Raw genomic sequence first — 24,109 nt, 5'->3', positions numbered from 1 at the left:
GGCGCAAAAATAAAGAATCTCACGGGAAAAATCGAATAAAATTTGATGATTCATACGCATCCGCTTGCGTTGGATGACACTACCCATAGAAATGGCTAACTCATGCGGTAGAAATCCTTAACGCTAACGGTAGTTTTTTGGAGCACTTCCGCAAATTTATTTATCGCTGTATATCAACACTATAAGGATGCTCTGAAAATTATCAGTCCGATACCCATAAAGTAAGTGATTTTAAAGCATACGCTATGCTTAGAAACTGTTTTGAATTTCTACAAAAAATTATTCTTGGCTTGATGTATCCGTTTTCGTGTGTGCGTTGGTCGATAAATTCAAAACAGTTTCTTACTTTTTCAAATTATCATTATATTTGTACTCTCTATTATTATTTATAAATGTACAACGACATTATCAAATTACTAAAAGAGCGACGACTGAAAGAAGCCTTTGAATTACTGAACTTATCGGCTTCCGATGCCGGAAACTGGCTGGTCAAGTCGGAGGTGGAGAACCTCAAAACCACGTATGGATACATGCTTCAGTATGCCGCCAAAGGTATGCAAGACCCCGAACGGGACAAGATGTACAGCCAACTTGTATGTAAGGCGTACGAACTGGCAGACCGGGTGGAGTATATCCGCACTTATACCTCCGGACAAGGACACCGGGGGGAACTGTTCCGCACGTTCAAGCGTACTCCGCCCCCCTCTTACGGAGAACTGTGTCTGACGCTGGAAACCATCGCGGAAGATATGGGCGTGGTTCCGCTTATGGAAAACGATGAAGGCAAGCGGAAGGAAAAGATGAAAGCATTGTCCGTGCGACGCGAAAAAACGGTAGACACGCTGTTCGACAAGACGTGGGTGTCTGACGGATGGACGGAAGAAGAATTCAACGAAGCAACGGCGTTACTTCGGTCGGTATTGATTCCGGTCAATGACATTGCCGTGATGATAAGTGCCGTAACCATGAGTCTGCTCGATTTGTTCGACCCCCGGAAATATCAGTTCCTACTTACGGCTTATAACGAACGGACCGAAACGTTGCTTACCCAACGGGCGCTTATCGGCATCGTGCTGGCTACCTTCCATCAGAAAGAGCGTCTGGCACTTTATCCGGAATTTATCGCCGCCTTGTCTCTCTTCATGGAAAATCCTGAAACGCTCAGACAGTTGCATGACATTCAGATATTGCTTCTGCTTTCGCGCGAAACGACGAAGATAGACAAGAAAATGCGCGAGGAAATCATTCCGCAGATGATGAAAAACCCACAGTTTAACAACTCCAATATAAATGTGGCAGACTTGGATGACATGGAAGACATGAATCCGGAATGGAAAGCCGGAATAGAAAAAATAAGCGAGCGCATCCGTGAAATGGGGGAATTACAAATGGAAGGAGCGGACACGTATATGACTACGTTCTGCCAACTGAAAAGTTATCCGTTCTTCAACCGGATGGCACATTGGTTTTATCCGTTCGACAAGCAAGTGCCGGAAGTGGCTGCCTTGTTCGATAACGAAAACATCAGTGACAAGTCGCTTATCAATCTGCTATTGGAATCGTCTACTTTCTGCAATTCCGACAAGTATTCGTTTTGCCTTACGGTAAACTCTATTCCCCTTGCCCAACGGCAGGCTTTGAGTATGCAGCTTGACGAGCAAAACGAATTTATGAGGCAAAACCTGAAAGAGGAGAAAAAGGCAAACGATGCAAGTCGCCAATACATCCACGATTTATACCGCTTTTTCAAAATCAGTTTGTTCCGCCAAGAGCATGACGATATTTTTGCCAACCGGATGTCGCTTTGGGAGAATCCGTTCTTACGCCCGCTGATCCTGACCGATGAATATCGCAAACCTATCGCTGACTATTTATTCGCAAAAGATTATGTAGACGAAGCTGCCCTACTGTATACCGAACTGACCCGAACAGGTTCTGAGGATGCTGAGGTTTGGCAAAAATTGGGCTTCTGCCTCCAAAAAGGGAAAAGATATGAAGAAGCCATCGAAGCCTACAAACAGGCAGACTTGTTCAAGCCCGACCACCGATGGACGCTCAAGCATTTGGCACAATGCTACAAACGGATGCAAAATTATGAAGAGGCTCTTTCATACTTCCTGCGGATAGAACAAATGCAACCGGAAGATTTGAACTTACTGATGCAAATCGGGCAGTGCTTAACGGCACAATGCAAATATAATGAAGCGCTGAATTACTTCTTCAAAGTGGAATACCTGACAAACAGTCCGGTTAACGCACAGCGTGCCATCGGGTGGTGTTACTTCATGGAGAAGAAATACGATGAGGCAATTCACATCTACGAAAAGATTCATGCTTCCAGTGAGGTGCGTCCTGCCGATTACCTGAACGCCGGACATGCTTGCCTGCTTCGCAACGATCTCACAAAGGCTCTGGATTACTACCGCCATACGCAAGAGCTTTGTAAGTCGTACGATGAATTTATTGAAACTTATCATGCTGATAAAGAAATCATGCTGCAACATGGCATTACGGAAGAGTATTTCTATTTGATACCCGACTTGCTGTAAACACATCTATATCTATATTATTAAAACGATTATAATATAAGTGAAAAACAGCAGGTAACGACATCGGAGAAAACAAATTATCTGTATATTTGAAACCGTATCGGTAAAGGATTCGACCTCAGCCGATACGGTTTTTCGTTAAAACAGGCTGCCATGAAAAAGTTCATTCTATTTTTATTGATATGTTTGCTTTACCCGTTCATGGGCAAGGCACAAAACGAAACGTCCCCAGCGGTTACCGACTCGCTGAGCGTACCGCTTCCTTCTCCCGTCCCACAAAGCGGATTGCTTTACTCTCCTTTCAGCATGTATGGCATTACGCCATTCAGCTATGCCACATGGAAATTGCATGAAGGATTCAATGCGTCGTTAGGAATGAACATCACGTTCAGTCCGAGCCGTTACGCCCCGTCGGGAGTGGGATTCGGACAGGATGCCGCTTTTTTATATGCCGTACCGCTCACCAAACGATTCAGCGTGGCAGGAGGAATATATGCCAGCAACTTGGATTGGGGATTCATAGACTATCGGAACGTTGGAGTTGCCGCCATTGCTGCCTTTAAAGTAAACGAGCGTATCAGCCTGTATGCTTACGGCAACAAGTCGCTGATGCCCAAACGCTCACCCTTATATTATCCGCTCCCGCACTTCGCCCCCGACCGCTTCGGAGGCATGGTCAATTTCAAATTGGGCGAAAGCAGTTCCATCAGTTTCGGCGTAGAAGGAATACGGTATTAGTTGGCAATACGAACTTTACATGCCTCACACATTTCTTCGCTGGCGAAATTCTTTGGGAGACATCCCTGTGCTTTTTTTAAAGAAACGGGTGAGATACGACTGGTCGGCGAAACTCAGTTGTTCGGCTATCTCGGTAACAGACAGTTCAGGCTTATTCAGCAACACCTTTATCTCGGCTACCAACTGTTCGTCAATCAGTTGTTTAGGCGTTTTGCCTCCTAAATATTCTACGGTTATCTGGTGCAAATAGCGCGGAGTGATACAAAGCTCCCCGGCATAAAAGGCTACCTGATGCTGTTTCATGCTACATTCTCTTACCAACTGCATGAAGCGATGGCAGAGCACCTGCTTACGACTGTACTGATTAACGAGCGCCAGTTTTTCCTGAATCGTATTAAACAGCCACATCAACAGGCTTTGCAGGAAATTGTACTCCAGTTGTTCTCTGAACTGACGGGGCTGTCCGCCGAACAGCATCTGCGCCATTTCCATCCACAACTTCACTTCCCGCCAAGTTTTCTGGCTGCGTTCGTCTGCCGTATGCCGGTAGCAGGGATGCTCGTGGGTATAATTAAAATAAGGAGTATCGATGGGTAACATTGCTTTCAAGAAAACTTCGTTCGGAAACACCAGCATCGTAACCTTGAAATCGGCGGATGAAGAAAGCAACTCCATCAACGCACCGGTTAAAAATATCAATTCGGTCTGCTCATCCAACTCGTACTGCTGCACACCTGTCGAAACAACGCCTCTCCCCTGCGTACATATCAAATAAATACCACACCGAAAATGGAAAGGATTTCCTTTCAAGAAACTTAAATCAGACTCTTCACAGCGTATCGTGGATATTTCGGATAAAAATTGATTATACATAATCATTTCTCTTTTTGCGCAACAAATATACGCATATTCCAAAACAGTACACCTGTTTATTCTTAAAATGAAATGTTTTGTACTATTTAAGTCATATTCCATTTCCTACAAAGCTAATAATTTTGCACCCGAATAAAATAAAGAGTAAAACACGATGAACAAACAAAATAGTAAGACATTTTTATCGATCTTCTTGGGAACAATGAGCGCATTCGGTCCGTTTGTTATGGACATGTATTTGCCTACACTGCCTTCCATGACGAATTATTTTCACTCGTCTTCATCCATGGTTCAATTAGGACTTACCGCAGGAATGGTAGGTCTTGCCGCCGGACAACTGATATTCGGTCCGCTGAGCGACCGGTACGGACGCCGGCAATCGCTGATTGTTGCCATGATTTTATTTCTCCTTTCCACACTGGGCTGCTTATTTTCTCAAAACATCTTCCAATTCACTATCTTACGTGTGGCTCAAGGGATAGCCGGAGCCGGCGGAGTGGTATTGTCTCGCTCGATTGCCGCCGACCGTTATGCGTCGCATGAGTTGGCTGCCATGCTTGCACTCATCGGCGCCATCAACGGAATAGCCACGGTAGCCGCTCCCATAGCCGGAGGTATATTGGCAGGGTTCGACGGTTGGAAAGGTATCTTCTGGTTCCTTTGCCTGCTGGGAGTTGCGCTACTCGTCGGTACACTTTACTTTAAAGAAACCCTGCCCCAAGCGCGTCGGCAGTGCGGGCAGTGGATAAGCGTTTTACAAAATTTCGGCACCGTGTTCCGCAACCGTACGTATATGTCATACGTCTTTCAGTACGGATTTACCATGAGTGTATTGTTTGTCAACATAGCTTCCGCTCCTTTCATCATGCAGCAACATTACGGACTGTCACCGCTTTCGTTCAGTCTTTGTTTCGGTATCAATGCCATTGCGATGGTTATCTCATCCGGTGTGGCTGTCAAACTTCCCACTATGGAGCGCGCCCTGCAGACCGGAAGTTACGGTATGATACTGTTCGCCGCCATGATATGTACCGCCCTGTTCTTAGGATGCAGTTTTTGGATATACGAAGTATTAACTTTCTGCCTGCTGTCGATGGTAGGTATGAGCTTTACCGCTTCAAATGCGCTGGCGATGGACTGCGAACGCCGACATGCAGGCATTGCCTCGGCACTGTTGGGGGCAGTGGGATATGCCGCCGGAGGTATCGTATCACCTCTGGTAGGTATCGGAGACATCTTTATGTCTACGGGAACTCTGTTTGTTGCAGGAAGTATCTGTGCTTACATCTGCACGCGCTACGCGCTGACCCAGCGTTTCTTCCGCCTCCGCACATTTTAAAAATCCAACCCGTCAAAACAGCTTCAGAAGGCATTCAAACAAGCCTGAAAATTCATGCGGATAAGTAAGGCAACGCATCCGCATGTTTTGGTGAAAACATACGGATGCGTTGAGTAAAACTACCGCATAAAATTTACATACCACCGAAAGCGGAAAATAACCCTCTCAAAAAGCCAATAGTTTTCCATCCCGACGGCTTGGGAAAGCGAAAAGAAAGCTCTAACTTTGTTTCTTGATTTAAACCGAAACTTTATGGATTATCAAGAAACACTTACTTATTTATATAACAGTGCGCCGCTTTTCCAACAGATAGGAAAAGACGCATACAAAGAAGGGTTGGAAAATACAATCCGGCTGGATGAATATTTCGGGCATCCACACCAATGCTTCCGTACCATCCACGTAGCAGGTACAAACGGAAAAGGCTCTTGCTCACACACACTTGCCGCTATCCTTCAATCGGCAGGTTACAAAACCGGACTTTACACTTCGCCCCACTTGGTAGATTTCCGCGAGCGCATCCGAGTTAACGGGATACCGGTATCGCAAGACTTCGTTATACGCTTTGTAGAACAGCACCGTGCGTTTTTCGAACCTCTCCACCCGTCTTTTTTTGAACTGACTACGGCTATGGCGTTTCTGTATTTTGCCGAACAGAAAGTAGATGTGGCGGTTATAGAAGTCGGGCTGGGCGGACGACTGGACTGTACCAACATCATCCACCCCGACCTGTGCCTCATCACCAACATCAGTTTCGACCATGTTCAGTTTTTAGGAAACACGTTAGAAAAAATAGCCACGGAAAAAGCCGGTATCATCAAGCCCCACGTGCCGGTGGTCATCGGCGAAACCACCCCCGAAACTTATCCGGTGTTTAAAGAAAAAGCCGATAGCGAACATGCACCCATCGTCTTTGCCGAAGAAGAACAACTGCTGAAACAGACTTCAAGAAACGCAGACGGAACATACCTCTATCAGACAGCCGACTATAAAGACCTGACAGGTGAACTGGGAGGACTCTGTCAGCAAAAAAACACCAATACATTGCTCTCCGCCATCCGGCAGCTCATAAAAGCAGGTTACCCTATCGGCGAAACCAACGTAAGAGAAGGATTTGCACACGTATGCGAACTGACTGGACTGATGGGACGCTGGCAGAAACTAAGCGATCGTCCCACGCTGGTATGTGATACGGGACACAACACGGGAGGGATGCAATACATAGCCGAACAACTTAGCTTGCAAACTTACCGGACGTTACGCATCGTTATCGGCATGGTAAACGATAAAGACATCAGCGGCGTGCTTTCGATGCTTCCGAAAGAAGCGTGTTACTATTTTACCCAAGCCAGCGTGAAGCGTGCACTACCCGCCGAAAAAGTAAAAGAAGCAGCAGCCGGCTTCGGATTGAAAGGAAATATTTACCCCAATGTGGGAGCAGCCGTAGAAGCTGCACGAAAAGATGCCGCAGCCGAAGACTTCATTTTTGTAGGAGGAAGTAGTTTTATTGTGGCTGATTTACTTTCTTTAAACAATTAACCCCGTTTCTTTTTACTCAAATGTTTGGGTATATTGAATAAAATCTTTTTATTTGCATAAAATTTGACACATGTAAATAAAAAGATTTTATTAATATATGAATAACACATTCTACAAAGAAAACAATCTGAGCGGCTTGAAGAGAGCCGATTTCCAGAAAACAATCGGCGGAAAAGAAACCGACCTATTTATCTTGTCGAACGAAAACGGAGCTGAAGTGGCTGTTACGAATTATGGAGGAGCCATTATTTCGATTATGGTCCCCGACCGTAACGGAAAACTGGCGAATGTAGTTCAAAGTCACGATACCATTGATGGGGTAATCAACAGTCCCGAACCTTTCTTGAGTACACTTATCGGACGCTACGGAAACCGTATTGCCAAAGGAAAATTCAAATTAGACGGCGTAGAGTATCCGCTGACGGTAAATAATGGTCCCAATTCGCTTCACGGCGGTCCCACCGGCTATCATGCCCGCGTATGGGATGCAGAACAGACCAATGCTCACAGCGTTACGCTACACTATCTTTCAGCAGACGGTGAAGAAGGTTTTCCGGGAAATCTGGACATTACGGTGGTTTATACCTTTACCAACGAAAATGAAATCATCATTACTTACACAGCCATCTGCGACAAGAAAACCATTGTCAACCTTACCAACCACGCATTTTTCAGCTTGTCGGGAGTAAACAATCCTACTCCTACGATAGAAAACAATATTGTAACCATCAATGCCGATTACTATGTGCCGATAGATGACGTGTCTATCCCAACAGGCGAAATTCTGAAAGTAGAAGGCACTCCGATGGATTTCCGTACGCCACATACCGTGGGAAGCCGTATCGACGAACCATTCCAACAATTAATCAACGGCGCCGGATATGACCATTGCTATGTATTAAATAAAGAAGAAGCCGGAACTCTGACATTTGCAGCAAAATGTGTAGAACCGGAAAGCGGACGTACACTGGAGGTTTACACTACCGAACCGGGCGTACAAGTTTATACCGACAACTGGGCAACCGGTTATCCCGGATATCACGGAGCCACTTTCCCAAGAAGAAGTGCAATCTGCTTTGAAGCCCAACACTTCCCCGATACTCCGAACAAAGGTCATTTCCCCTCTGTCGTATTAAATGCAGGAGACACCTACCACCAAGTAACCATATACAAGTTCGGAGTAGAAAAATAATAGATAACACTAACCTAATTTATAAACTTTATTACAATTACTAACAACCATGAATCAACAAAAACAGAACGGTAACGTCATCGCAATCGTTACCATGTTCTTCCTCTTTGCGATGATTTCTTTCGTAACCAATCTGGCTGCTCCGTTCGGTACTATCTGGAAAAACCAATATGCAGGAGCCAACACGTTAGGTATGATGGGAAACATGATGAACTTCCTTGCATACCTGTTTATGGGTATACCGGCAGGAAACATGTTGGTTAAAATCGGTTACAAGAAAACGGCGTTAACCGCCATTGCAGTAGGTTTTATCGGCCTGCTCATACAATATTTGTCCAGCTTATTCGGTGCAGATACCGATGTTTTTGCTTTGGGAGAATATGCCATTAAGCTGAATTTCATCATCTATCTGTTAGGAGCGTTTGTCTGCGGCTTCAGTGTATGTATGCTTAACACGGTGGTTAACCCCATGCTGAACTTGCTGGGTGGCGGCGGAAACAAAGGAAACCAGCTTATCCAAACAGGAGGTGCGCTTAACTCTTTGTCGGGTACATTGACTCCGCTGTTTGTAGGTGTGCTAATCGGTACAGTTACACCCAACACAGCCATGTCAGACGTTGCTCCGCTGCTGTTCATTGCGATGGGCGTATTTGCTTTCACTTTCATCGTGATTTCATTCGTCAGCATCCCCGAACCTCACATGCGTAAGAAAGGAGAGACTGTAAAAGAAGAAAAATTCTCTCACTCTCCGTGGAACTTCCGCCATACGGTATTGGGCGTTTTCTGTATCTTCGTATATGTAGGTATTGAAATCGGTATTCCGGGTACATTGAACTTCTACTTGGCAGACCCGACCGAAAGAGGAGCCGGCCTGCTTACAGATGGTGCAGCCATCGGTGGTGCCATTGCAGCTATCTATTGGCTGTTAATGCTTGTAGGACGTTTGACCAGTAGTATTATCAGCGGTAAAGTATCAAGCCGCACTCAGTTAATCGTAGCTTCTGCAACGGCTATCATTTTTATTCTGATTGCTATTTTCACTCCGAAAGAAGTAACCATCTCTATGCCGGGATATAGCGCTGACAATGGTTTCCAAATGGCATCAGTACCTTTGAGCGCATTGTTCCTTGTGTTATGTGGTTTATGCACTTCGGTAATGTGGGGAGGAATCTTTAACTTGGCTGTAGAAGGATTAGGTAAATATACCGCTCAGGCTTCGGGTATCTTTATGATGATGGTTGTGGGCGGAGGTATCTTCCCGCTTCTCCAACAATTCATCTCCGATTCATTAGGATACATGCCAAGCTACTGGTTAATCATCGCCATGCTTGCTTACTTGCTGTATTACGGACTGATTGGATGCAAGAACGTTAACAAAGACATACCAGTTGATTAAGAATCATAAAAAATGAAGGATGGAGAATCAAAAACAGGCTCTTCATTCTTCATTTTTGTTTTCACTCATTTGAAATATTAACCTTTAAACTTTTATCATTATGGACATAGAATTTGTAAGAAGCCGCTTTATTAAACATTTTGACGGTACAACAGGCTCAGTATATGCTTCACCGGGACGTATCAACTTGATTGGCGAACACACGGATTATAATGGTGGATTCGTATTTCCCGGCGCGGTTGACAAAGGTATGATGGCTGAAATCAAGCCCAACGGTAAAGATAAGGTTTGCGCTTATTCTATTGATTTAAAAGATTACGTTGAATTCGGATTAAACGAAGAAGATGCACCCAAAGCAAGCTGGGCACGCTATATATTCGGTGTATGCCGCGAAATGATTAAAAGAGGAGTTGACGTTAAGGGATTCAATACCGCATTTGCCGGCGATGTTCCATTGGGAGCAGGTATGTCGTCGTCTGCTGCATTAGAGTCTACTTTCGCCTATGCCTTGAACGATTTGTTTGGAGACAACAAAATTGATAAATTCGAATTAGCTAAAGTAGGACAAGCTACCGAACATAACTACTGTGGTGTAAACTGCGGTATCATGGACCAATTTGCTTCTGTATTCGGTAAAGCCGGCAAATTAATCCGCTTAGACTGCCGTTCTTTGGAATATCAATACTATCCGTTCAAACCGGACGGCTACCGCTTGGTTCTTGTCGACTCGGTTGTAAAACACGAATTGGCTTCTTCTGCTTACAATAAACGCCGCCAAAGTTGCGAAGCCGTAGTAGCAGCCATACAGAAAAACCATCCGCACGTAGAATTTTTACGAGACTGCACAATGGAAATGCTTAACGAAGTAAAAGAAAATGTGTCTGAAGAAGATTACAAACGTGCTGAATATGTTATCGAGGAAATCCAACGGGTGCTTGACGTTTGCGATGCGCTGGAAAAAGGTGACTATGAAACTGTAGGTCAGAAGATGTATGAAACTCATCACGGCATGAGCAAACTGTATGAAGTTAGCTGCGAAGAACTTGATTTCTTAAACGATATTGCTTTCGACTGTGGCGTAACAGGTTCACGAGTAATGGGAGGCGGCTTCGGTGGTTGTACCATCAACTTGGTGAAAAACGAACTCTATGAAACTTTCATTACAACGGCTAAAGAACGCTTCAAAGAAAAATTCGGCCGCAGCCCGAAAGTTTACGATGTAGTTATCGGAGACGGTTCACGGAAAATCTGCTAAACCGTTTTGGAAGAACGTTTAAAGAATAACCATATAGAATCTGTAAAGCCAACCTTCAACCGAGGTTGGCTTTATTTTTTCCGGCAAGGGACAAAAGCCGATAATATTTGTTACAACCTGATAATCAAGCACAAAGAAAAGGATAACCCGACAGCAGTTTATCCCGTAAAACGCAACCGTTAGTGTTGCCCATTTCATGCGGATGAGTTGCCCATTCCTACCCATAGAACTTGCCCGTCCTATGGGTAGAATTTTCAAGCCGTTGCAGGGAGCGTTTAAAGCTGGAAGAAACGCTTCATCATTTCTTTCCGGTACTTTCTTGATACGATTAAATCTTCGGATGGAGCATCGAACGGCGGATACATAACACAACGGTTATCTTGAACCATAAGCAGGTAGCTCAGGTTTATGATGAATGACTGGTGTATCTGAACGAATTGTTCATCGTAAGCGCACAGTTGTTCGGCAGACGTATTACGCCGAAGCGAAATAAATGTACCGTTTGTCAATGCCACCTCCCATGATTTCCGTGCAGACTGGTAACGGAAATAGCCAATGTCAGAAGCACGCAGCACGCGCAAGTCGCCCGTCGGCGTAACCAGCATAAAAGGTTTCTCACTATCCACCGAAAAAACTCCGATACGGTTAGGAAACATATCTTCTTTCTTTTGTGTTTTCACGCGCGACAATACCACTTCCAGTTCTTTTCTATCAACCGGTTTCAACAAAAAATCGAAAGCATAATTGCGCAGAGCGTCAATCATATATTTGCTATAAGCCGTATAAAACACGATTCTCATGCTCCATGACAGCCCTTCACGCAATTTCATAATCACATCCATACCTAACATGTCGGGCAGTTCTACATCAAGAAAAACCAAATCGGGTTTTATTTTCTCTATCAGCTTGATTCCGGCAATCCCTGTGTGAGCTATCCCCTCCACAGATATCGAATCATAATGTTTCAACTCAAAACACAAGTTGTCAACAGAGCTCTCATCATCGTCAACAATAACAGTTTTCAGATTTTCCATATTAATCATCTTTTGTTTAACTGATAAGAATAATCAAGGGGAACGACAAAGCGCACTTCACACCCCGTTTCTCCATCGTCCATTGGTACATTACCGATACACATAGTTATCGGAGTACGGTTATAGTAATTGAGCAACTGGATGGTCCGCGTAATAACTTTCATTCCCGTTCCGGTTCCTTGATTCAGACTTTTCTCGCGGTAACCTCCCCCATTATCGCGAATAATAATCTCAACCGCCTCACCGCCACACCTAATCTGCACATTCAGCAATCGTTTCCCCTGCTTCGTCCGAAGTCCATGCTTGATAGCATTCTCTACGGGAATCTGAATTAACATAGAAGGCACATGAACCGTTGCCAAATCAATATCCTTATCTATATCTTGAACATACGTAAACTGCTCGCCCAAAACCTCTTTTTCCAACTGGATGTATGTAGAAACAAAATCAAGTTCATCGGCAAGCGAAACCGACACACTGTCGGTCATTTCCAGATTGCGGCGAAGCAGTTTTATCAGCCCCATCAGGTTTCCATCGTCTTTTTCCGCTTTAGAGTGAAGGTTTACTTCGCGGCTCAAGACATTAAATATAAAATGCGGAGAAATACGGCTACGCACATTTGCCAAACGCAACGAAGTCATAACGGTTTGCATCCGCCAACGCTCGCGGTCACGTTTCCGCCTGATAACAAGAATCAAAATGGCAAGCAATAGAACTCCTGAAATGGCAGCGTACAGCCATTGATGTAACCGGAGCACTTGGTTTTCTTTCTCCCGGATGGATATTTCTTTCTTCATCAGCGTGCTGTCTCTGCTATACTGCAAGGCTATCTCCATAACCCTCATCTTAATCCATTCGTTTCGTGTGGAGTCATCGATACGCTGGTTTTCCGACTGATAATGGTAAGCCTGCTTAAAGTCTCCCTTCTCAGCATAATAATGTTGCAAATAGCGGTTCCGGATATGCACCATGTTCGGGTCAATATGCTCAGGCTTAACCGCCTCTTTCAGTCTCCGGGACGCCAGCTCAAGGTTGCCTTGCTTCAGAGCAAGCTCTATCAGTTGGGTATCAATGTAATAAAGCGCACTGATGTTTCCGATAGAATGAAAGAAATCATAACAGCGACTCAAATAATATTCTGCCGAATCGGTACGATTCAACAACAAATACACCTCACCCAGATTAATCATCGTCAGATTCCGTTCGAACTCCATTCCGGGATATTGGTTAGAAAGTTCCAAAGAACGGCGGAAATACTTCAAAGCCGTTTCATAGTCTTCGCGGAAATAATACGAGTTGCCCCTGTTATTCAAATAAATATGTTTCTCGAACGGCTGCATACGGTCATAAAAACGATAAGCCAAATCGTAATAATAATCGCATTTAGAAAAATAGCGAAGCTCCATATTAACTTGGGCCAACCCATAATAAACAGGAAAACGCTTTTCTTCAGGGATTCTCAAAGAATCGAAAACCGATAAGGCATACCGATACCAATAAGAACCTTCATCGTAACGCGCCAAGCGGACATAAGCATCTCCCAAATTCAAGCAAATATCGGGAACGAACGTCTTGCCTTTTATTTGCATCGCATATCCGTAGGCTTTCCGGTATGCCCAGACAGCAGAATCGGCAGAGGCCTTGATACGTGAATATACATTTCCCCTGACATTCCATGCTTCTGCACATAACTGTATCACTTCTGGAGTCCGGTTCGCTTTTTCACAATAAGTTTCTATCTTATCCAGATAACACATCGTAGAATCGGAAACAGATAAAAACATCAGTGCCTTTGCTTTCAGCATCAACAGTTGATAATAATCAAAGCTGTCGGTTTCAGAAGCCAACAAACTGTCTGCCTGCTTACAAACCCACGCGGGATTTTTCGACACGGAATCGCCTATCAGCGTCATAAAAGCCTGACTCTTTCCGTCTCGAAAGTCTTTTTCGGAACGCGCACAACCTACTATCAAAAACTGGACAACCAAATATCCTATTAACACAAAGAGTATTGTATGCAGTTTCATATCGGCATTGATTTGTCAACAAATTTAAATAAAATGAACAAAGAAGCAAAAAAGTGTCCTGTTTTATTTAGTCCGGCTTCTCGCAAATATCTGAAAAATAGACTTACCTTTGCAAAAAACAATCAATCTTATGGCTGGTATTTATCTTCATATCCCTTTCTGCAAACGGCGCTGTATTTATTGCGACTTTTTTTCGACCACTCAGAGTAACCTAATGCCCCAATACATTGACGCACTCTGCCGGGAACTGGAAATCCGAAAAGATTACTTGGAAGGAGAACAGATAGAAACCATTTATTGGGGTGGCGGAACTCCGTCGCAGCTTAACGAAGAACTGTTTGAGCAGGTTTTTCATACAATAGATGCAAACTATCAGGTATCAGACGAGGCCGAGGTGACGCTCGAAGCCAATCCGGACGATTTGACTCCGGCGTATATTGACATGTTACGCAAGTTGCCTTTCAACCGGCTGAGCATGGGAATACAAACGTTCGATGACCGAACATTGAAGCTGTTAAACAGGCGACATACGGCACAACAGGCTATCGAAGCCTTTGAGAATTGTAGGAAAGCCGGATTTAAGAACATCAGTATCGACTTGATGTATGGGCTTCCGGGAGAAACAACCGAAAGTTGGGAAAGAGATTTACAGCAGGCTGTCCGCTTGAATCCGGAACATATATCGGCTTACCATCTCATCTACGAAGAAGGAACTCCGCTATGGACGCTGCGCGAGCAACACCGTGTGGCAGAAGCAGATGAAGATTTAAGTCTGAATCTTTTCACCCAACTGATTCATCGGCTGAAAGAAAACGGTTATGTACACTATGAAATATCAAATTTCTGCTTGCCGGGATTCCATTCCAAACATAATTCAAGTTATTGGACGGGGAAAAAGTATTTGGGATGTGGAGCATCTGCACATTCTTACAACGGCTCGTCGCGTCAATGGAATGTTGCTTCGCTAAACAAATACATAGAAGGCATATCGGAAAACAACAATAGCGTGAGCGAAAAAGAGGTTTTAGACCGTTATACGCGCTACAATGACTTCGTGATTACCACGCTCCGAACATGTTGGGGAATGTCGCTCGTCCGGCTTAAAGACGATTTTGGCAATGAGTTATATGACTATTGCCTGCGCATGGCAAAGCCTTATTTGAAACAGGGTACATTATCATTATCTGACAATATCTTACGGCTTACGGATAAAGGCATATTTATTTCCGACGGCATCATGAGTGATTTGCTGTGGGTATGAACCGGCAACAAAAAAGGCGTACGGCAGTTTGTTTTGCCATACGCCTTATATCGTTTTTCCGTTTATCCTATTTTCATGTCAGGCTGTAAACCACATCCATAATCTGTTTACCCAGTTCATCTGCCGCTTCCATTGTAGAAGCCTCTGAATAAACGCGGATAATCGGCTCTGTATTGCTCTTGCGCAAATGAACCCACTTGTCGGGGAAGTCGATCTTCACTCCGTCGATGTCATTTATCTCTTCATCCTTATAAAGTTCTTTCACTTTCGCCAAAATAGCATCCACATCGGTTTCGGGGGTTAAATCGATACGGTTTTTAGCAATAAAGTAGTTCGGATAAGAAGCACGCAACTCGCTCACTTTTTTACCTTCGTGTGCCAAGTGGCTCAAGAAAAGTGCAATGCCTACCAGCGCATCGCGTCCGTAATGCGATTCAGGGTAAATTACACCGCCGTTTCCTTCACCACCTATTACGGCATGTGTTTCTTTCATCTTCGTTACCACATTAACCTCGCCTACTGCCGAAGCGTTGTACTCCATACCGTATTTACGGGTAACATCGCGCAAGGCACGGGTAGAACTGAGGTTGGAAACCGTATTTCCGGGGGTATGTTTCAACACATAGTCGGCAACGGTTACCAGCGTATATTCTTCGCCATACATGGTTCCGTCTTCACAAATCATAGCCAAACGGTCTACATCAGGATCGACTACGAAAGCGACATCGGCATTACCGCCTTTCATTAGGCTCATGATATCTCCCAAATTCTTCTCCAAAGGTTCGGGGTTATGCTGAAAATCGCCCGTAGGTTCACAGTAAAGTTTTTCTATATGCTGTACTCCCAACTGCTCCAACAACTGAGGCAAAACAATGCCGCCCACCGAATTGACACAGTCGATAGCGACACGGAAATTAGCCTTGCGGATAGCTTCCACGTCGACCAGCTTCAATGCCAAAACGCTGTCGATATGTTTCTGGTTATACGTATTGTCTTCTGTATATTTACCGATGTGGTCAACGTCGGCATATTCAAACGCTTCTGCTTCGGCAATACGAAGCACCTCATTGCCTTCGGCTGCATTCAGAAACTCTCCGCGTTCGTTAAGCAACTTCAAAGCATTCCATTGTTTGGGATTATGGCTGGCAGTCAGAATAATTCCGCCACATGCTCCTTCCATCGTTACGGCCAACTCGGTAGTGGGGGTAGAAGCCAATCCGATGTTTACTACATCAAATCCCATCCCCATTAACGTACCGCATACCACGTTTTTCACCATCTCACCCGAAATACGGGCATCACGGCCTACTACAATTTTATTGCTCTTCACACTACTGGTCTTACGGATAAGTGTAGCGTAAGCCGAAGTAAATTTCACAATATCCAAAGGATTCAGTCCTTCGCCTGCATGTCCGCCAATCGTTCCGCGGATGCCGGAAATAGATTTAATCAGTGTCATATTTATTAGATTCCTATTGGTTTACTTTACCAAATCATAAGTTATTTCGTAGTAACACGGATACACCGCCGAGATAGCCGTACTTGTTCCTTCGCTGTGGGGAACAATCAGACGGACACGGGATATCTTTTCTGAATCGGTGGTACGTACCAGTTTCAAATAACGCAGCGGGAGCAACCAGCCTGAAGGTACGGCTACCGAATTGTGAGTGTCATAGATTACCGAATTGCCCACAAAAGAACCGGAATAAGAACTTCCGCTAATCATCACGCGAATCTCATCCGGCTGAGAATAGGAGGAATAAACTCCCCAATTTATAGCCAGCGTATCGCCCACCGAACATCCTACCTGATCGTTGTTGCTTAACGCTATCTCGACAAAGCGTGTCAATATATTGTGTGTTCCCTCTCCTAACACCTCGCCGTCGCCGCGTGTTACGATGTTCATATACACTCCGGTTTCGTCGAACAAAACAAATTCATTTGCTCCGGTGGTAGAGTCTTGTGCCAAGAACTGGTCTTCGCTGATAAATGTAGCGCCGATTGAATCGGTAAGTTCATTCTTAAAACGGTTGATGGCGTCACGTTCTTCTTCCTCCATCTCGGCATAAGTCTTGCTGTTATCGCAACTCTGAAAAACGAAAAAACCTGCACAAACGGCAAACAATATCAGTAAATGTATTTTCTTCATGCTTCTTTTTATTTTATGGCGACAAAAGTAATAAATTGCCTCATATAGTACATATACGATAAAAAATAAATAACGAATTTTATTATTAATTCTTCAACAAGAGGCTTTCATACTTAACCAGTGCCTGCTTAAAGAGCGCAATGGCTTCGTCCATTGTTCCGTAAAGCTCTCCGCCGGAAGCATTCAAGTGTCCGCCTCCGTTGAAAAACTCCGCAGCCACCTTGTTACACGGGAAAGCCCCTACCGAACGGAGCGACACTTTTATCATTTGTTTTTCAGTATCTTCGCGCAAGAAAACCGAAAAGCAAATGCCTTTCATCTGCAAAGGCATGTTGACAAAACCTTCGGTATCGCCTTTTACGTAATGGAACTTGCCCTGCTCTTCTTTGGTAAGCCAGATGAGCGCGGCGCGGAACTGCGGGAATACCTGCATTTTTTCGTATAACACATACCCCATCAAGCGCAAACGTCCCTCGGAATACGTATTGAAAACCTTACGGTAAATCTCGTCTTTATCAATCCCTTTCGACAGCAGTTCACCGATGATGAAATAAATCTGACGGTCGTTCGAATTATATGTAAAGCCTCCGGTGTCGGTCATCATCCCCGTATAGATACATTCGGCTCCTTCACGGGTAATGTCGTCAAAACATCCCATGCGGCAAATCAGCCGGAATATCAGTTCGGAAGTAGAAGAGATTTCGGGGTGCGAAATCGTGACCCGACAGAACGGTTCGGGATTTAAATGATGGTCTATCATCACTTTCCGCCCTTCGGCTGCCTTTACAGACTCTGCCATGGCATCGATGCGTGACAAAGCATTGAAGTCGAGGCAGCAAATCACGTCTGCTTCGGCTATCAGCTTATCGGCAAAATCGGAATATTTATCGTAGCGCACAATGTCTTTTGCACCGGGCATCCAGCGCAAAAAATCAGGAAAAGCGTTCGGAACAATCACGCGCACGTCTTTCCCCTGCCCGCTCAAGAAGTGGTATAACCCCAACGATGAGCCTAAAGCATCGCCATCCGGCGATACGTGGGTTACGATAACTATTTTATCGGCGCGGTTAAAATAGGTTTCAACCTTATCAATATTGGCTTGTAATATAACTTTTGACAACATATTTTTCTCTTATTCTATAATGAAGAAGCAAAATTACGAATTATTTCTTGAGCCGACTGCATTTTTCGCCGAAAAGAATTTTAGAAACTGTTCTGAATTTCTCCAAAAAGTTTTCTGGGCTTGATGTATTCATTTTCGTGTGTGCTTTAGGCAAGTTTTTGGTCCTTTCCGCTTCTGTTCTTCGTCAGATAGCCCGCTATCTTCCTCATCACACAAGTGAAAATGACTCAAAAACTCATCCCAAATCATCGCACGATAAATTCAAAACAGTCTCTAAGAAACTGAGGCAGAGCAAAATTGAAACGACAGGCTCTGAAGCCGAACAAAATTAAAAACAAGCTCTTAAACCCGGACATGAAACGGCGAAAAAAACATCCGCATACGTTCTTATACGCTATGGGATGAACCAATGAACATTAGCGGATGAACGGAGCAAAACATCCCATAGCGTAAAACGGGTATCAAACCACCCGCTCAGGCGAACACATTTCCTGCCGCAAAAGCATTCAGGGCAACCAGTGCTCCGACAAGGCAAGAGGCTTTCCGGTTATACCAATAGGCATAGAAGAAAGCCATACACGCGCATAAGGCTAACGACTGGAAAGCGGAGATATAAAAAGAAGTAATTTGAGAACCGGCGAGTTGCTGAATCCAAGCCATCGAATCGTTCAGGGCTACGGTAGAAAACTGTAACGCCTTTACTGCCCACATTCCCCCAAAAGGAAAAACAACCGACAGAAGAATTGCCCCCAATGCGCAGCCCAAAATACAGACCGACAAGGGAGATACAAGCAAGTTAGCCAGCAAGAAATAAGTAGGAAATGTTCCAAAATAATGAAGCACGAAAGGCAGTGTCCCTAATTGGGCAGCCAAAGAAAGTGACAACAGATTCCATACATAGCGAAAGGGCTTTGAACGAAGCGGACACCAACCGGAAAATACCGGATAAAAACAAAGTATGGCAAGCACTGCCACAAACGAAAGTTGAAAACTGACATCAAACAGATAAAACGGCTGGTAAAGCAGCATCAGAAATGCCGTCAGCGTAAGCGTAAGAAAACCCGAAAAGCGCTCTGATGTAACCAACGAAGCGAAAATGAACAGCGAGAACATGGCTACGGCACGTACTACCGACGGACTTAACCCCGACATGACTGCGAATCCCCACAGAGCAACAACGATCAGGCAGGAAACGAGTTTTTTCCCCACCGGAAACCGGCTGAAGGGATAGAACAAGCACATCAACATACCTGCCAAAATGCCCACATGCAGTCCGGAAAGAGACAACACATGGCTTGCTCCGGTAGCATTATAAACAGCCTTGATCTCAGGAGTCAAACCATCGGTCTCGCCCACCGTCAGCGCAGATACCACTGCCAATGTTTCATCTTTAAGTCCCCACCTGCGATACATATCCGTTATCTGACGTTGTACTCCGGCAGCCTTTTGCCGGAAAGTCAGCCCGCTGCGGTTAGGCAAACGCTGCCAGTCTCCCGCAAAAGCCATCGCAGTACCACTGATACCTTTACGCATGAGGTATTCTGCATAATCAAAACGTGCTTCTTTGAAATCGGGACGCGAAATACGGGCATAAAAACAAACACTATCGCCACAGCGCAATGCGGGGACAAGACTGTCGGGCATCCAGTAGAGCAGCACAGAGCGATTTACAACTCTCCCGCCAAGTGTGTCGGCCGGATTAAACACAGAAGCTACACGTACTTCCGCCCGTAACGTTTTACCTTTGGGGCTGGGCACCGTTTCTACCATTCCGTAATAAACTTGTTTCCTTCCGTCCCACGGATAGTAAACAGCCTCCCGCTCTTTCAGAACCAGAGTTCCGCCAAGCAGTACGAATGACAGGCAGCCACACACACCAAACAAAGCGCGATACTTATATTTGAAAGTGCGATAAAAACAGCAAAGAATCAATACGGAAACTCCGAAAGCCATCGCCACCGAAGTCCACGGCAGGCAGTCGGACGCTATCGAATCGAACAAAAAAATTCCGGTTGCCAACCAAACAGTCAACCGGAACAACGGATAAGCGACAAACGGAGGTATCGTTCTCACTTACCTTTAATTATTTTAAGTTGGTGAATAGCCTCTTTCATATCTGGAGCTTTAAAGACTGCGCTTCCCGCCACAAGGACATCTACGCCCGCTTCTATCAGCTCCGGAGCAGTATTGTTATTGACTCCTCCGTCTACTTCAATCAGCGCATGGGCATTTTTGCGTGCTATAAGTTCGCGCAAGCTGCGTACTTTCTGCAAGGTATGCGGAATAAATTTCTGTCCTCCAAAGCCCGGATTTACGCTCATCAGCAGCACCATATCGACATCTTCTATAATATCTTCAAGCAAAGAAACCGGCGTGGAAGGATTTAGAGTTACCCCGGCTTTCATTCCTGCCTCCTTAATTTGCTGAACTACCCGATGTAAATGCGGACACGCCTCGTAATGCACATTCATCATCATGGCATTCAATGCACGAACCTCACGGATAAACTTCTCCGGTTGTACAATCATCAGATGTACATCGAGCGGTTTCTTGCAAAGTTCTGCAACATATTTCAAAACCGGGAAACCAAATGAAATATTCGGAACGAACACTCCGTCCATTATATCCAAATGTAACCAATCAGCCTCGCTGGAATTAATTTTATCCATTTCTCCACGCAAGTCAGCAAAATCAGCAGCTAATAATGAAGGAGAGACTTTTATTTCTTTCGCCATATCTTTCTTTTGACCTTTATCATCTAATATGATTCAAAGATAAAGATATTTTATCACAATGCAAAGAATTCAGTCTTAATTCGATAATTTCGTCTGTTTCTATTTACTTGGAAAAACTAAAACGCAGTCCTAATTGCAAGTTAAAATTCAGAGGATGCTCTTTACGGAAAGTCTCTATATCACTGCCATCGTCGAAATAATACGCTATACCCGGTTCGATGTACAGCCCGATCTGGCGTGTGAAATTAACTTGCGCACCAACGGCTCCTGTCACAGACCACTGCAACGGATCGACGTCCAAAGAAGAATTAATCTTCTCATGCTCGTTACTTCCTGTTACATATACAGTTTCCAAGCTGCCTGAAACGCATTTTTCAACAGCCCCCCCTGCAGAAACATAGAAATTAAAACGTTCGTTCTGCCAAAGTGAGCGATGTACTTTGAGTGGTATTCCGATGTAATGTAACTTCCATTCTTCCTCCATATAAGAATCAGAGCCGGAATGGGAATTTGATGACAGCAGGGTATAGAACAATCCGGTTTCGATAGCCCAATCTTTATTTAAAAGCCATTTAAAGGATGCACCGACACTTACCGGCATACGATGATGGACTTCCGTTTTCGAAGACTGTTCACGGTTATTGAATAATACTTGGTTATATGCCGTGGTTTCATTCGACAAAGGATTCATCAGCAGACCATCGGCACTACTCTTAACAGCATGTGAAACCATACGTCCGAATCCGCCGAACGAATTGGAAAAAGAATACGGCGTATTACCGGCAGCAAGTCCCATCTGCCATTTCTGTTCCTTGCGGTCAGTATTCTTTTCGGTCCAATAAGCATTACGTTTCACTTGTTCACGGTCCGCTTTACGGGTAGCACGAAGAAGCTGCATCCTTTTTTCTGTTTCATCATCTTCTTTCGTGTCGGCTTTATTCATTGACTGAGGCATTTCCGACGGCTGTTCTGCATAAATGTTTTCTTCCTTTACTACTTCCGGAGCAGCTACAATGTTTTCTTCCAAAACCTTCTGTGATACCAACGATACCGATTCAATATCTTCCTCATCCTTATTTGTTTCGGCTTTCGCCAATATTAAGTTTTCAGATTCATTTACCGGAATAAAAGGTTTGTTATCTTCCAATACGGCCTGTTCCTCTTGCTGGGCTAACTTCCCTTTATCACTTAACGAATCAGCCATAGGTGAAGTCCAAAACCATACACCTACCGAAAAGACAACAGCTACCATCGCTGCCGCAGCCACAAATTGCCACCGCTTCCATAACGGTATTACCTTAGGGACATTAAAATCCTTCTCCAGCTTTCTCCACATATCGGGAGGCAGTGGTTCCGAATAATCGTCCATCCGATTACGTATGTTTTGTATCCACTTTTCGTCTTCCATCACTTATAGTTTCTTTCGATATTCATTAATTTTCTTGGCTAACAAAGTTTTGGCACGATAAAATTGCGAAGAAGAAGTATGTTCGGTTATACCTAACAATGCTGCTATTTCTTTATGACTTTTTTCTTCAAATACATAAAGGTTGAACACTGTACGATACCCGTCCGGCAATTCGCTAATCAACTTCAATAATACCGAACGCGGAATCTTGTTCACATCTTCATCATCTGATATTTGTGTATCCGGTATTTCATCCATCAAAACTTCTTGTTTGGTCTGTATGCTCTTTTTACGCAAATATCCTAACGCTTCATTAACCATTACACGAGACAACCATGCTTTCAACGAGCCTACTCCTTGATAAGCAAATTGATTTTTTATAGATTGAAACACGCGGATAAATCCATCATGGAATACATCCTCGGCTTCTTCCCTATTACCTATGTAACGAAGACAAATGGCAAACAACACACCCCCGTACCTTTCGTACAGTTCTTTCTGTGCCTTTGTGTCTGCCTTTTGACACTGCAACGCCAGTTCCTCTTCTGTCATATTATTTGTCTCGTGCTTTTGGTTTATAAATGATGCAAATGCAAAAATACTGCACGTAACAGCATCTTTTTCTTCTGTTAATGTGTTTTAACACAAAAGAGTGCAGTAAATTCTGTCTCAGCTTATTTTAGAGACAAAAAAAATAAAATACAATGAAAGTCTTTAAGCAAATATATCTTATTGCAAGTGTGTTATTATGCAGTTCAATCATTTCTTCTTGCGATTTAAATGAAGATGATTCGAAATCACTGTTTTATCTGACATTAGGAACAGTCATTAATGAAGATGGGCTAATGGTAGAATCGGATTCGCACGGTATATTAGTACCTTCCAATCCGGGCTATTTTACATCTGCCAAACTGGATACTACCGGACAACGGGTCTTAATGAGTGTGCCCGCCAGCGATTTGGAAGCTATGGTGCCTGACGGGGAGCAACGCATTGTAGACATTGTTGAACTATATAAGGTTTTGACAAAAGATGCCAACGACCTCCGTAACGATTCATTGATAAGCGAGAACGATACCGATTTCGGAAATGACCCGGTTCAGATTACAGGCATATCTATCAGTGCAAAACACCTGAACATTGAAGTTTACATAAAAGGAAATGACCGAGAAAAGCCGCATCGCCTCAGCTTGTTGCTGAATAAAGACTGCAAACTGGATGAAAACGGATGGTTGCCTGTTGAGCTGCGCCACAATGCAGAAGGTGATTCGCAGAAAGATGTGTTTTGGAGTGTTGTATCGTTCAATCTGTCCAGTATTCCTGAATATCAGAACTCAACCTTTAAAGGTTTCCGCGTTTATTATAATAATGGAACAAACCCACACGCTACTTGCGAAATCTCTAAAGGTCAAACTCTGAATCAAAAAGAAATCAATACGAGCCGCATACACAGCAACAACAAATAAGAGCCTGTCGTTTTAATTTTGCTCA

The 24,109-nt window shown here is 44.2% G+C and carries 19 protein-coding genes; 9 read left to right on the top strand and 10 right to left on the bottom strand.

Annotation, left to right across the window (positions count from 1 at the left end; translation table 11 throughout):
• Positions 1-392: 392 nt before the first annotated feature.
• Positions 393-2,549, top strand: coding sequence for a tetratricopeptide repeat protein (locus tag M3085_RS05335; protein WP_191709770.1), 2,157 nt, complete (start codon positions 393-395; stop codon positions 2,547-2,549).
• Between the two features lie 153 nt (positions 2,550-2,702).
• Positions 2,703-3,287 carry a hypothetical protein gene (locus tag M3085_RS05330; protein WP_249052472.1) on the top strand — a complete coding sequence of 195 codons (585 nt, stop codon included), beginning with the start codon at positions 2,703-2,705 and terminating at the stop codon, positions 3,285-3,287.
• Positions 3,288-3,311: 24 nt separating this feature from the next.
• Here M3085_RS05330 and M3085_RS05325 read toward each other — a convergent pair whose 3' ends face one another.
• Positions 3,312-4,160, bottom strand: a complete 849-nt coding sequence (locus tag M3085_RS05325; protein ID WP_225230878.1) for a helix-turn-helix domain-containing protein — start codon at positions 4,158-4,160, stop codon at positions 3,312-3,314.
• Positions 4,161-4,314: 154 nt separating this feature from the next.
• On the opposite strand from M3085_RS05325, the gene M3085_RS05320 reads away from it, so the two are divergent.
• From M3085_RS05320 to galK, 5 genes are all read left to right on the top strand, one after another.
• Entirely contained in the window at positions 4,315-5,499 is a 1,185-nt protein-coding gene (locus tag M3085_RS05320; protein WP_249052471.1) for a multidrug effflux MFS transporter, read from the top strand.
• Positions 5,500-5,751: 252 nt separating this feature from the next.
• Positions 5,752-7,038 (top strand): bifunctional folylpolyglutamate synthase/dihydrofolate synthase, encoded by a 1,287-nt coding sequence (locus M3085_RS05315; protein ID WP_249052470.1) that lies wholly within the window; start codon positions 5,752-5,754, stop codon positions 7,036-7,038.
• Positions 7,039-7,135: 97 nt separating this feature from the next.
• Positions 7,136-8,230, top strand: coding sequence for an aldose epimerase family protein (locus M3085_RS05310; protein ID WP_249052469.1), 1,095 nt, complete (start codon positions 7,136-7,138; stop codon positions 8,228-8,230).
• 49 nt (positions 8,231-8,279) lie between these two features.
• Positions 8,280-9,626: an MFS transporter gene (locus M3085_RS05305; RefSeq protein WP_191709773.1), complete on the top strand. Its 1,347-nt coding sequence runs from the start codon at positions 8,280-8,282 to the stop codon at positions 9,624-9,626.
• Positions 9,627-9,726: 100 nt separating this feature from the next.
• Positions 9,727-10,881, top strand: coding sequence for a galactokinase (galK, locus tag M3085_RS05300; RefSeq protein WP_178256018.1), 1,155 nt, complete (start codon positions 9,727-9,729; stop codon positions 10,879-10,881).
• A 275-nt stretch (positions 10,882-11,156) separates the two neighbouring features.
• Here the strand turns inward: galK and M3085_RS05295 are convergent, their stop codons facing one another.
• Both M3085_RS05295 and M3085_RS05290 read right to left on the bottom strand, forming a co-directional pair.
• A complete protein-coding gene (locus M3085_RS05295) occupies positions 11,157-11,915 on the bottom strand; it encodes a LytR/AlgR family response regulator transcription factor (RefSeq protein ID WP_249052468.1) in 759 nt (252 codons plus the stop codon).
• Positions 11,916-11,920: 5 nt separating this feature from the next.
• Positions 11,921-13,942: a histidine kinase gene (locus M3085_RS05290; protein ID WP_249052467.1), complete on the bottom strand. Its 2,022-nt coding sequence runs from the start codon at positions 13,940-13,942 to the stop codon at positions 11,921-11,923.
• Positions 13,943-14,072: 130 nt separating this feature from the next.
• Here M3085_RS05290 and hemW point away from each other — a divergent pair, with 130 nt between their 5' ends.
• Entirely contained in the window at positions 14,073-15,203 is a 1,131-nt protein-coding gene (hemW, locus tag M3085_RS05285; protein ID WP_249052466.1) for a radical SAM family heme chaperone HemW, read from the top strand.
• Between the two features lie 73 nt (positions 15,204-15,276).
• Here the strand turns inward: hemW and glmM are convergent, their stop codons facing one another.
• The 7 genes from glmM to M3085_RS05250 form a co-directional block, all read right to left on the bottom strand.
• The gene (glmM, locus tag M3085_RS05280) at positions 15,277-16,662 is read right to left on the bottom strand and encodes a phosphoglucosamine mutase (protein ID WP_178256015.1); all 1,386 of its coding nucleotides are present in this window, start codon (positions 16,660-16,662) and stop codon (positions 15,277-15,279) included.
• 21 nt (positions 16,663-16,683) lie between these two features.
• A complete protein-coding gene (locus M3085_RS05275) occupies positions 16,684-17,352 on the bottom strand; it encodes a DUF4827 domain-containing protein (protein WP_249052465.1) in 669 nt (222 codons plus the stop codon).
• 85 nt (positions 17,353-17,437) lie between these two features.
• A complete protein-coding gene (locus tag M3085_RS05270; protein WP_204499151.1) occupies positions 17,438-18,475 on the bottom strand; it encodes a DHH family phosphoesterase in 1,038 nt (345 codons plus the stop codon).
• Positions 18,476-18,949: 474 nt separating this feature from the next.
• The gene (locus M3085_RS05265) at positions 18,950-20,548 is read right to left on the bottom strand and encodes a ComEC/Rec2 family competence protein (protein ID WP_249052464.1); all 1,599 of its coding nucleotides are present in this window, start codon (positions 20,546-20,548) and stop codon (positions 18,950-18,952) included.
• On the bottom strand, positions 20,545-21,210 hold the full coding sequence (gene rpe, locus M3085_RS05260; protein ID WP_178256011.1) for a ribulose-phosphate 3-epimerase: 666 nt from the start codon (positions 21,208-21,210) through the stop codon (positions 20,545-20,547). Before rpe ends, M3085_RS05265 begins: the two co-directional genes overlap by 4 nt.
• 103 nt (positions 21,211-21,313) lie before the next feature.
• On the bottom strand, positions 21,314-22,618 hold the full coding sequence (locus tag M3085_RS05255) for an outer membrane beta-barrel protein (protein WP_249052463.1): 1,305 nt from the start codon (positions 22,616-22,618) through the stop codon (positions 21,314-21,316).
• A 3-nt stretch (positions 22,619-22,621) separates the two neighbouring features.
• Positions 22,622-23,170, bottom strand: a complete 549-nt coding sequence (locus tag M3085_RS05250) for an RNA polymerase sigma factor (protein WP_178256009.1) — start codon at positions 23,168-23,170, stop codon at positions 22,622-22,624.
• Between the two features lie 152 nt (positions 23,171-23,322).
• Between M3085_RS05250 and M3085_RS05245 the strand changes: the two genes are divergently transcribed.
• Positions 23,323-24,084 carry a hypothetical protein gene (locus M3085_RS05245; RefSeq protein ID WP_249052462.1) on the top strand — a complete coding sequence of 254 codons (762 nt, stop codon included), beginning with the start codon at positions 23,323-23,325 and terminating at the stop codon, positions 24,082-24,084.
• Positions 24,085-24,109: the final 25 nt, after the last annotated feature.

The sequence above is a fragment of the Bacteroides caecicola genome (assembly GCF_023337095.1).
Taxonomy (GTDB): domain Bacteria; phylum Bacteroidota; class Bacteroidia; order Bacteroidales; family Bacteroidaceae; genus Phocaeicola; species Phocaeicola gallinarum.
The sequence above is the reverse complement of the archived record's forward strand: the minus strand, read 5'-3'. Positions and strand labels throughout refer to the sequence as shown.

Coding starts and splice junctions, on each gene's coding strand:
- M3085_RS05315 (WP_249052470.1), top strand. CDS start 5,752: ATGGATTATCAAGAAACACTTACTTATTTATATAACAGTGCGCCGCTT.
- M3085_RS05250 (WP_178256009.1), bottom strand. CDS start 23,170: ATGACAGAAGAGGAACTGGCGTTGCAGTGTCAAAAGGCAGACACAAAG.
- M3085_RS05320 (WP_249052471.1), top strand. CDS start 4,315: ATGAACAAACAAAATAGTAAGACATTTTTATCGATCTTCTTGGGAACA.
- M3085_RS05295 (WP_249052468.1), bottom strand. CDS start 11,915: ATGGAAAATCTGAAAACTGTTATTGTTGACGATGATGAGAGCTCTGTT.
- rpe (WP_178256011.1), bottom strand. CDS start 21,210: ATGGCGAAAGAAATAAAAGTCTCTCCTTCATTATTAGCTGCTGATTTT.
- glmM (WP_178256015.1), bottom strand. CDS start 16,662: ATGACACTGATTAAATCTATTTCCGGCATCCGCGGAACGATTGGCGGA.
- M3085_RS05335 (WP_191709770.1), top strand. CDS start 393: ATGTACAACGACATTATCAAATTACTAAAAGAGCGACGACTGAAAGAA.
- M3085_RS05330 (WP_249052472.1), top strand. CDS start 2,703: ATGAAAAAGTTCATTCTATTTTTATTGATATGTTTGCTTTACCCGTTC.
- M3085_RS05270 (WP_204499151.1), bottom strand. CDS start 18,475: ATGTTGTCAAAAGTTATATTACAAGCCAATATTGATAAGGTTGAAACC.
- M3085_RS05275 (WP_249052465.1), bottom strand. CDS start 17,352: ATGAAGAAAATACATTTACTGATATTGTTTGCCGTTTGTGCAGGTTTT.
- M3085_RS05325 (WP_225230878.1), bottom strand. CDS start 4,160: ATGTATAATCAATTTTTATCCGAAATATCCACGATACGCTGTGAAGAG.
- M3085_RS05255 (WP_249052463.1), bottom strand. CDS start 22,618: ATGGAAGACGAAAAGTGGATACAAAACATACGTAATCGGATGGACGAT.
- M3085_RS05310 (WP_249052469.1), top strand. CDS start 7,136: ATGAATAACACATTCTACAAAGAAAACAATCTGAGCGGCTTGAAGAGA.
- hemW (WP_249052466.1), top strand. CDS start 14,073: ATGGCTGGTATTTATCTTCATATCCCTTTCTGCAAACGGCGCTGTATT.
- M3085_RS05305 (WP_191709773.1), top strand. CDS start 8,280: ATGAATCAACAAAAACAGAACGGTAACGTCATCGCAATCGTTACCATG.
- M3085_RS05290 (WP_249052467.1), bottom strand. CDS start 13,942: ATGAAACTGCATACAATACTCTTTGTGTTAATAGGATATTTGGTTGTC.
- galK (WP_178256018.1), top strand. CDS start 9,727: ATGGACATAGAATTTGTAAGAAGCCGCTTTATTAAACATTTTGACGGT.
- M3085_RS05245 (WP_249052462.1), top strand. CDS start 23,323: ATGAAAGTCTTTAAGCAAATATATCTTATTGCAAGTGTGTTATTATGC.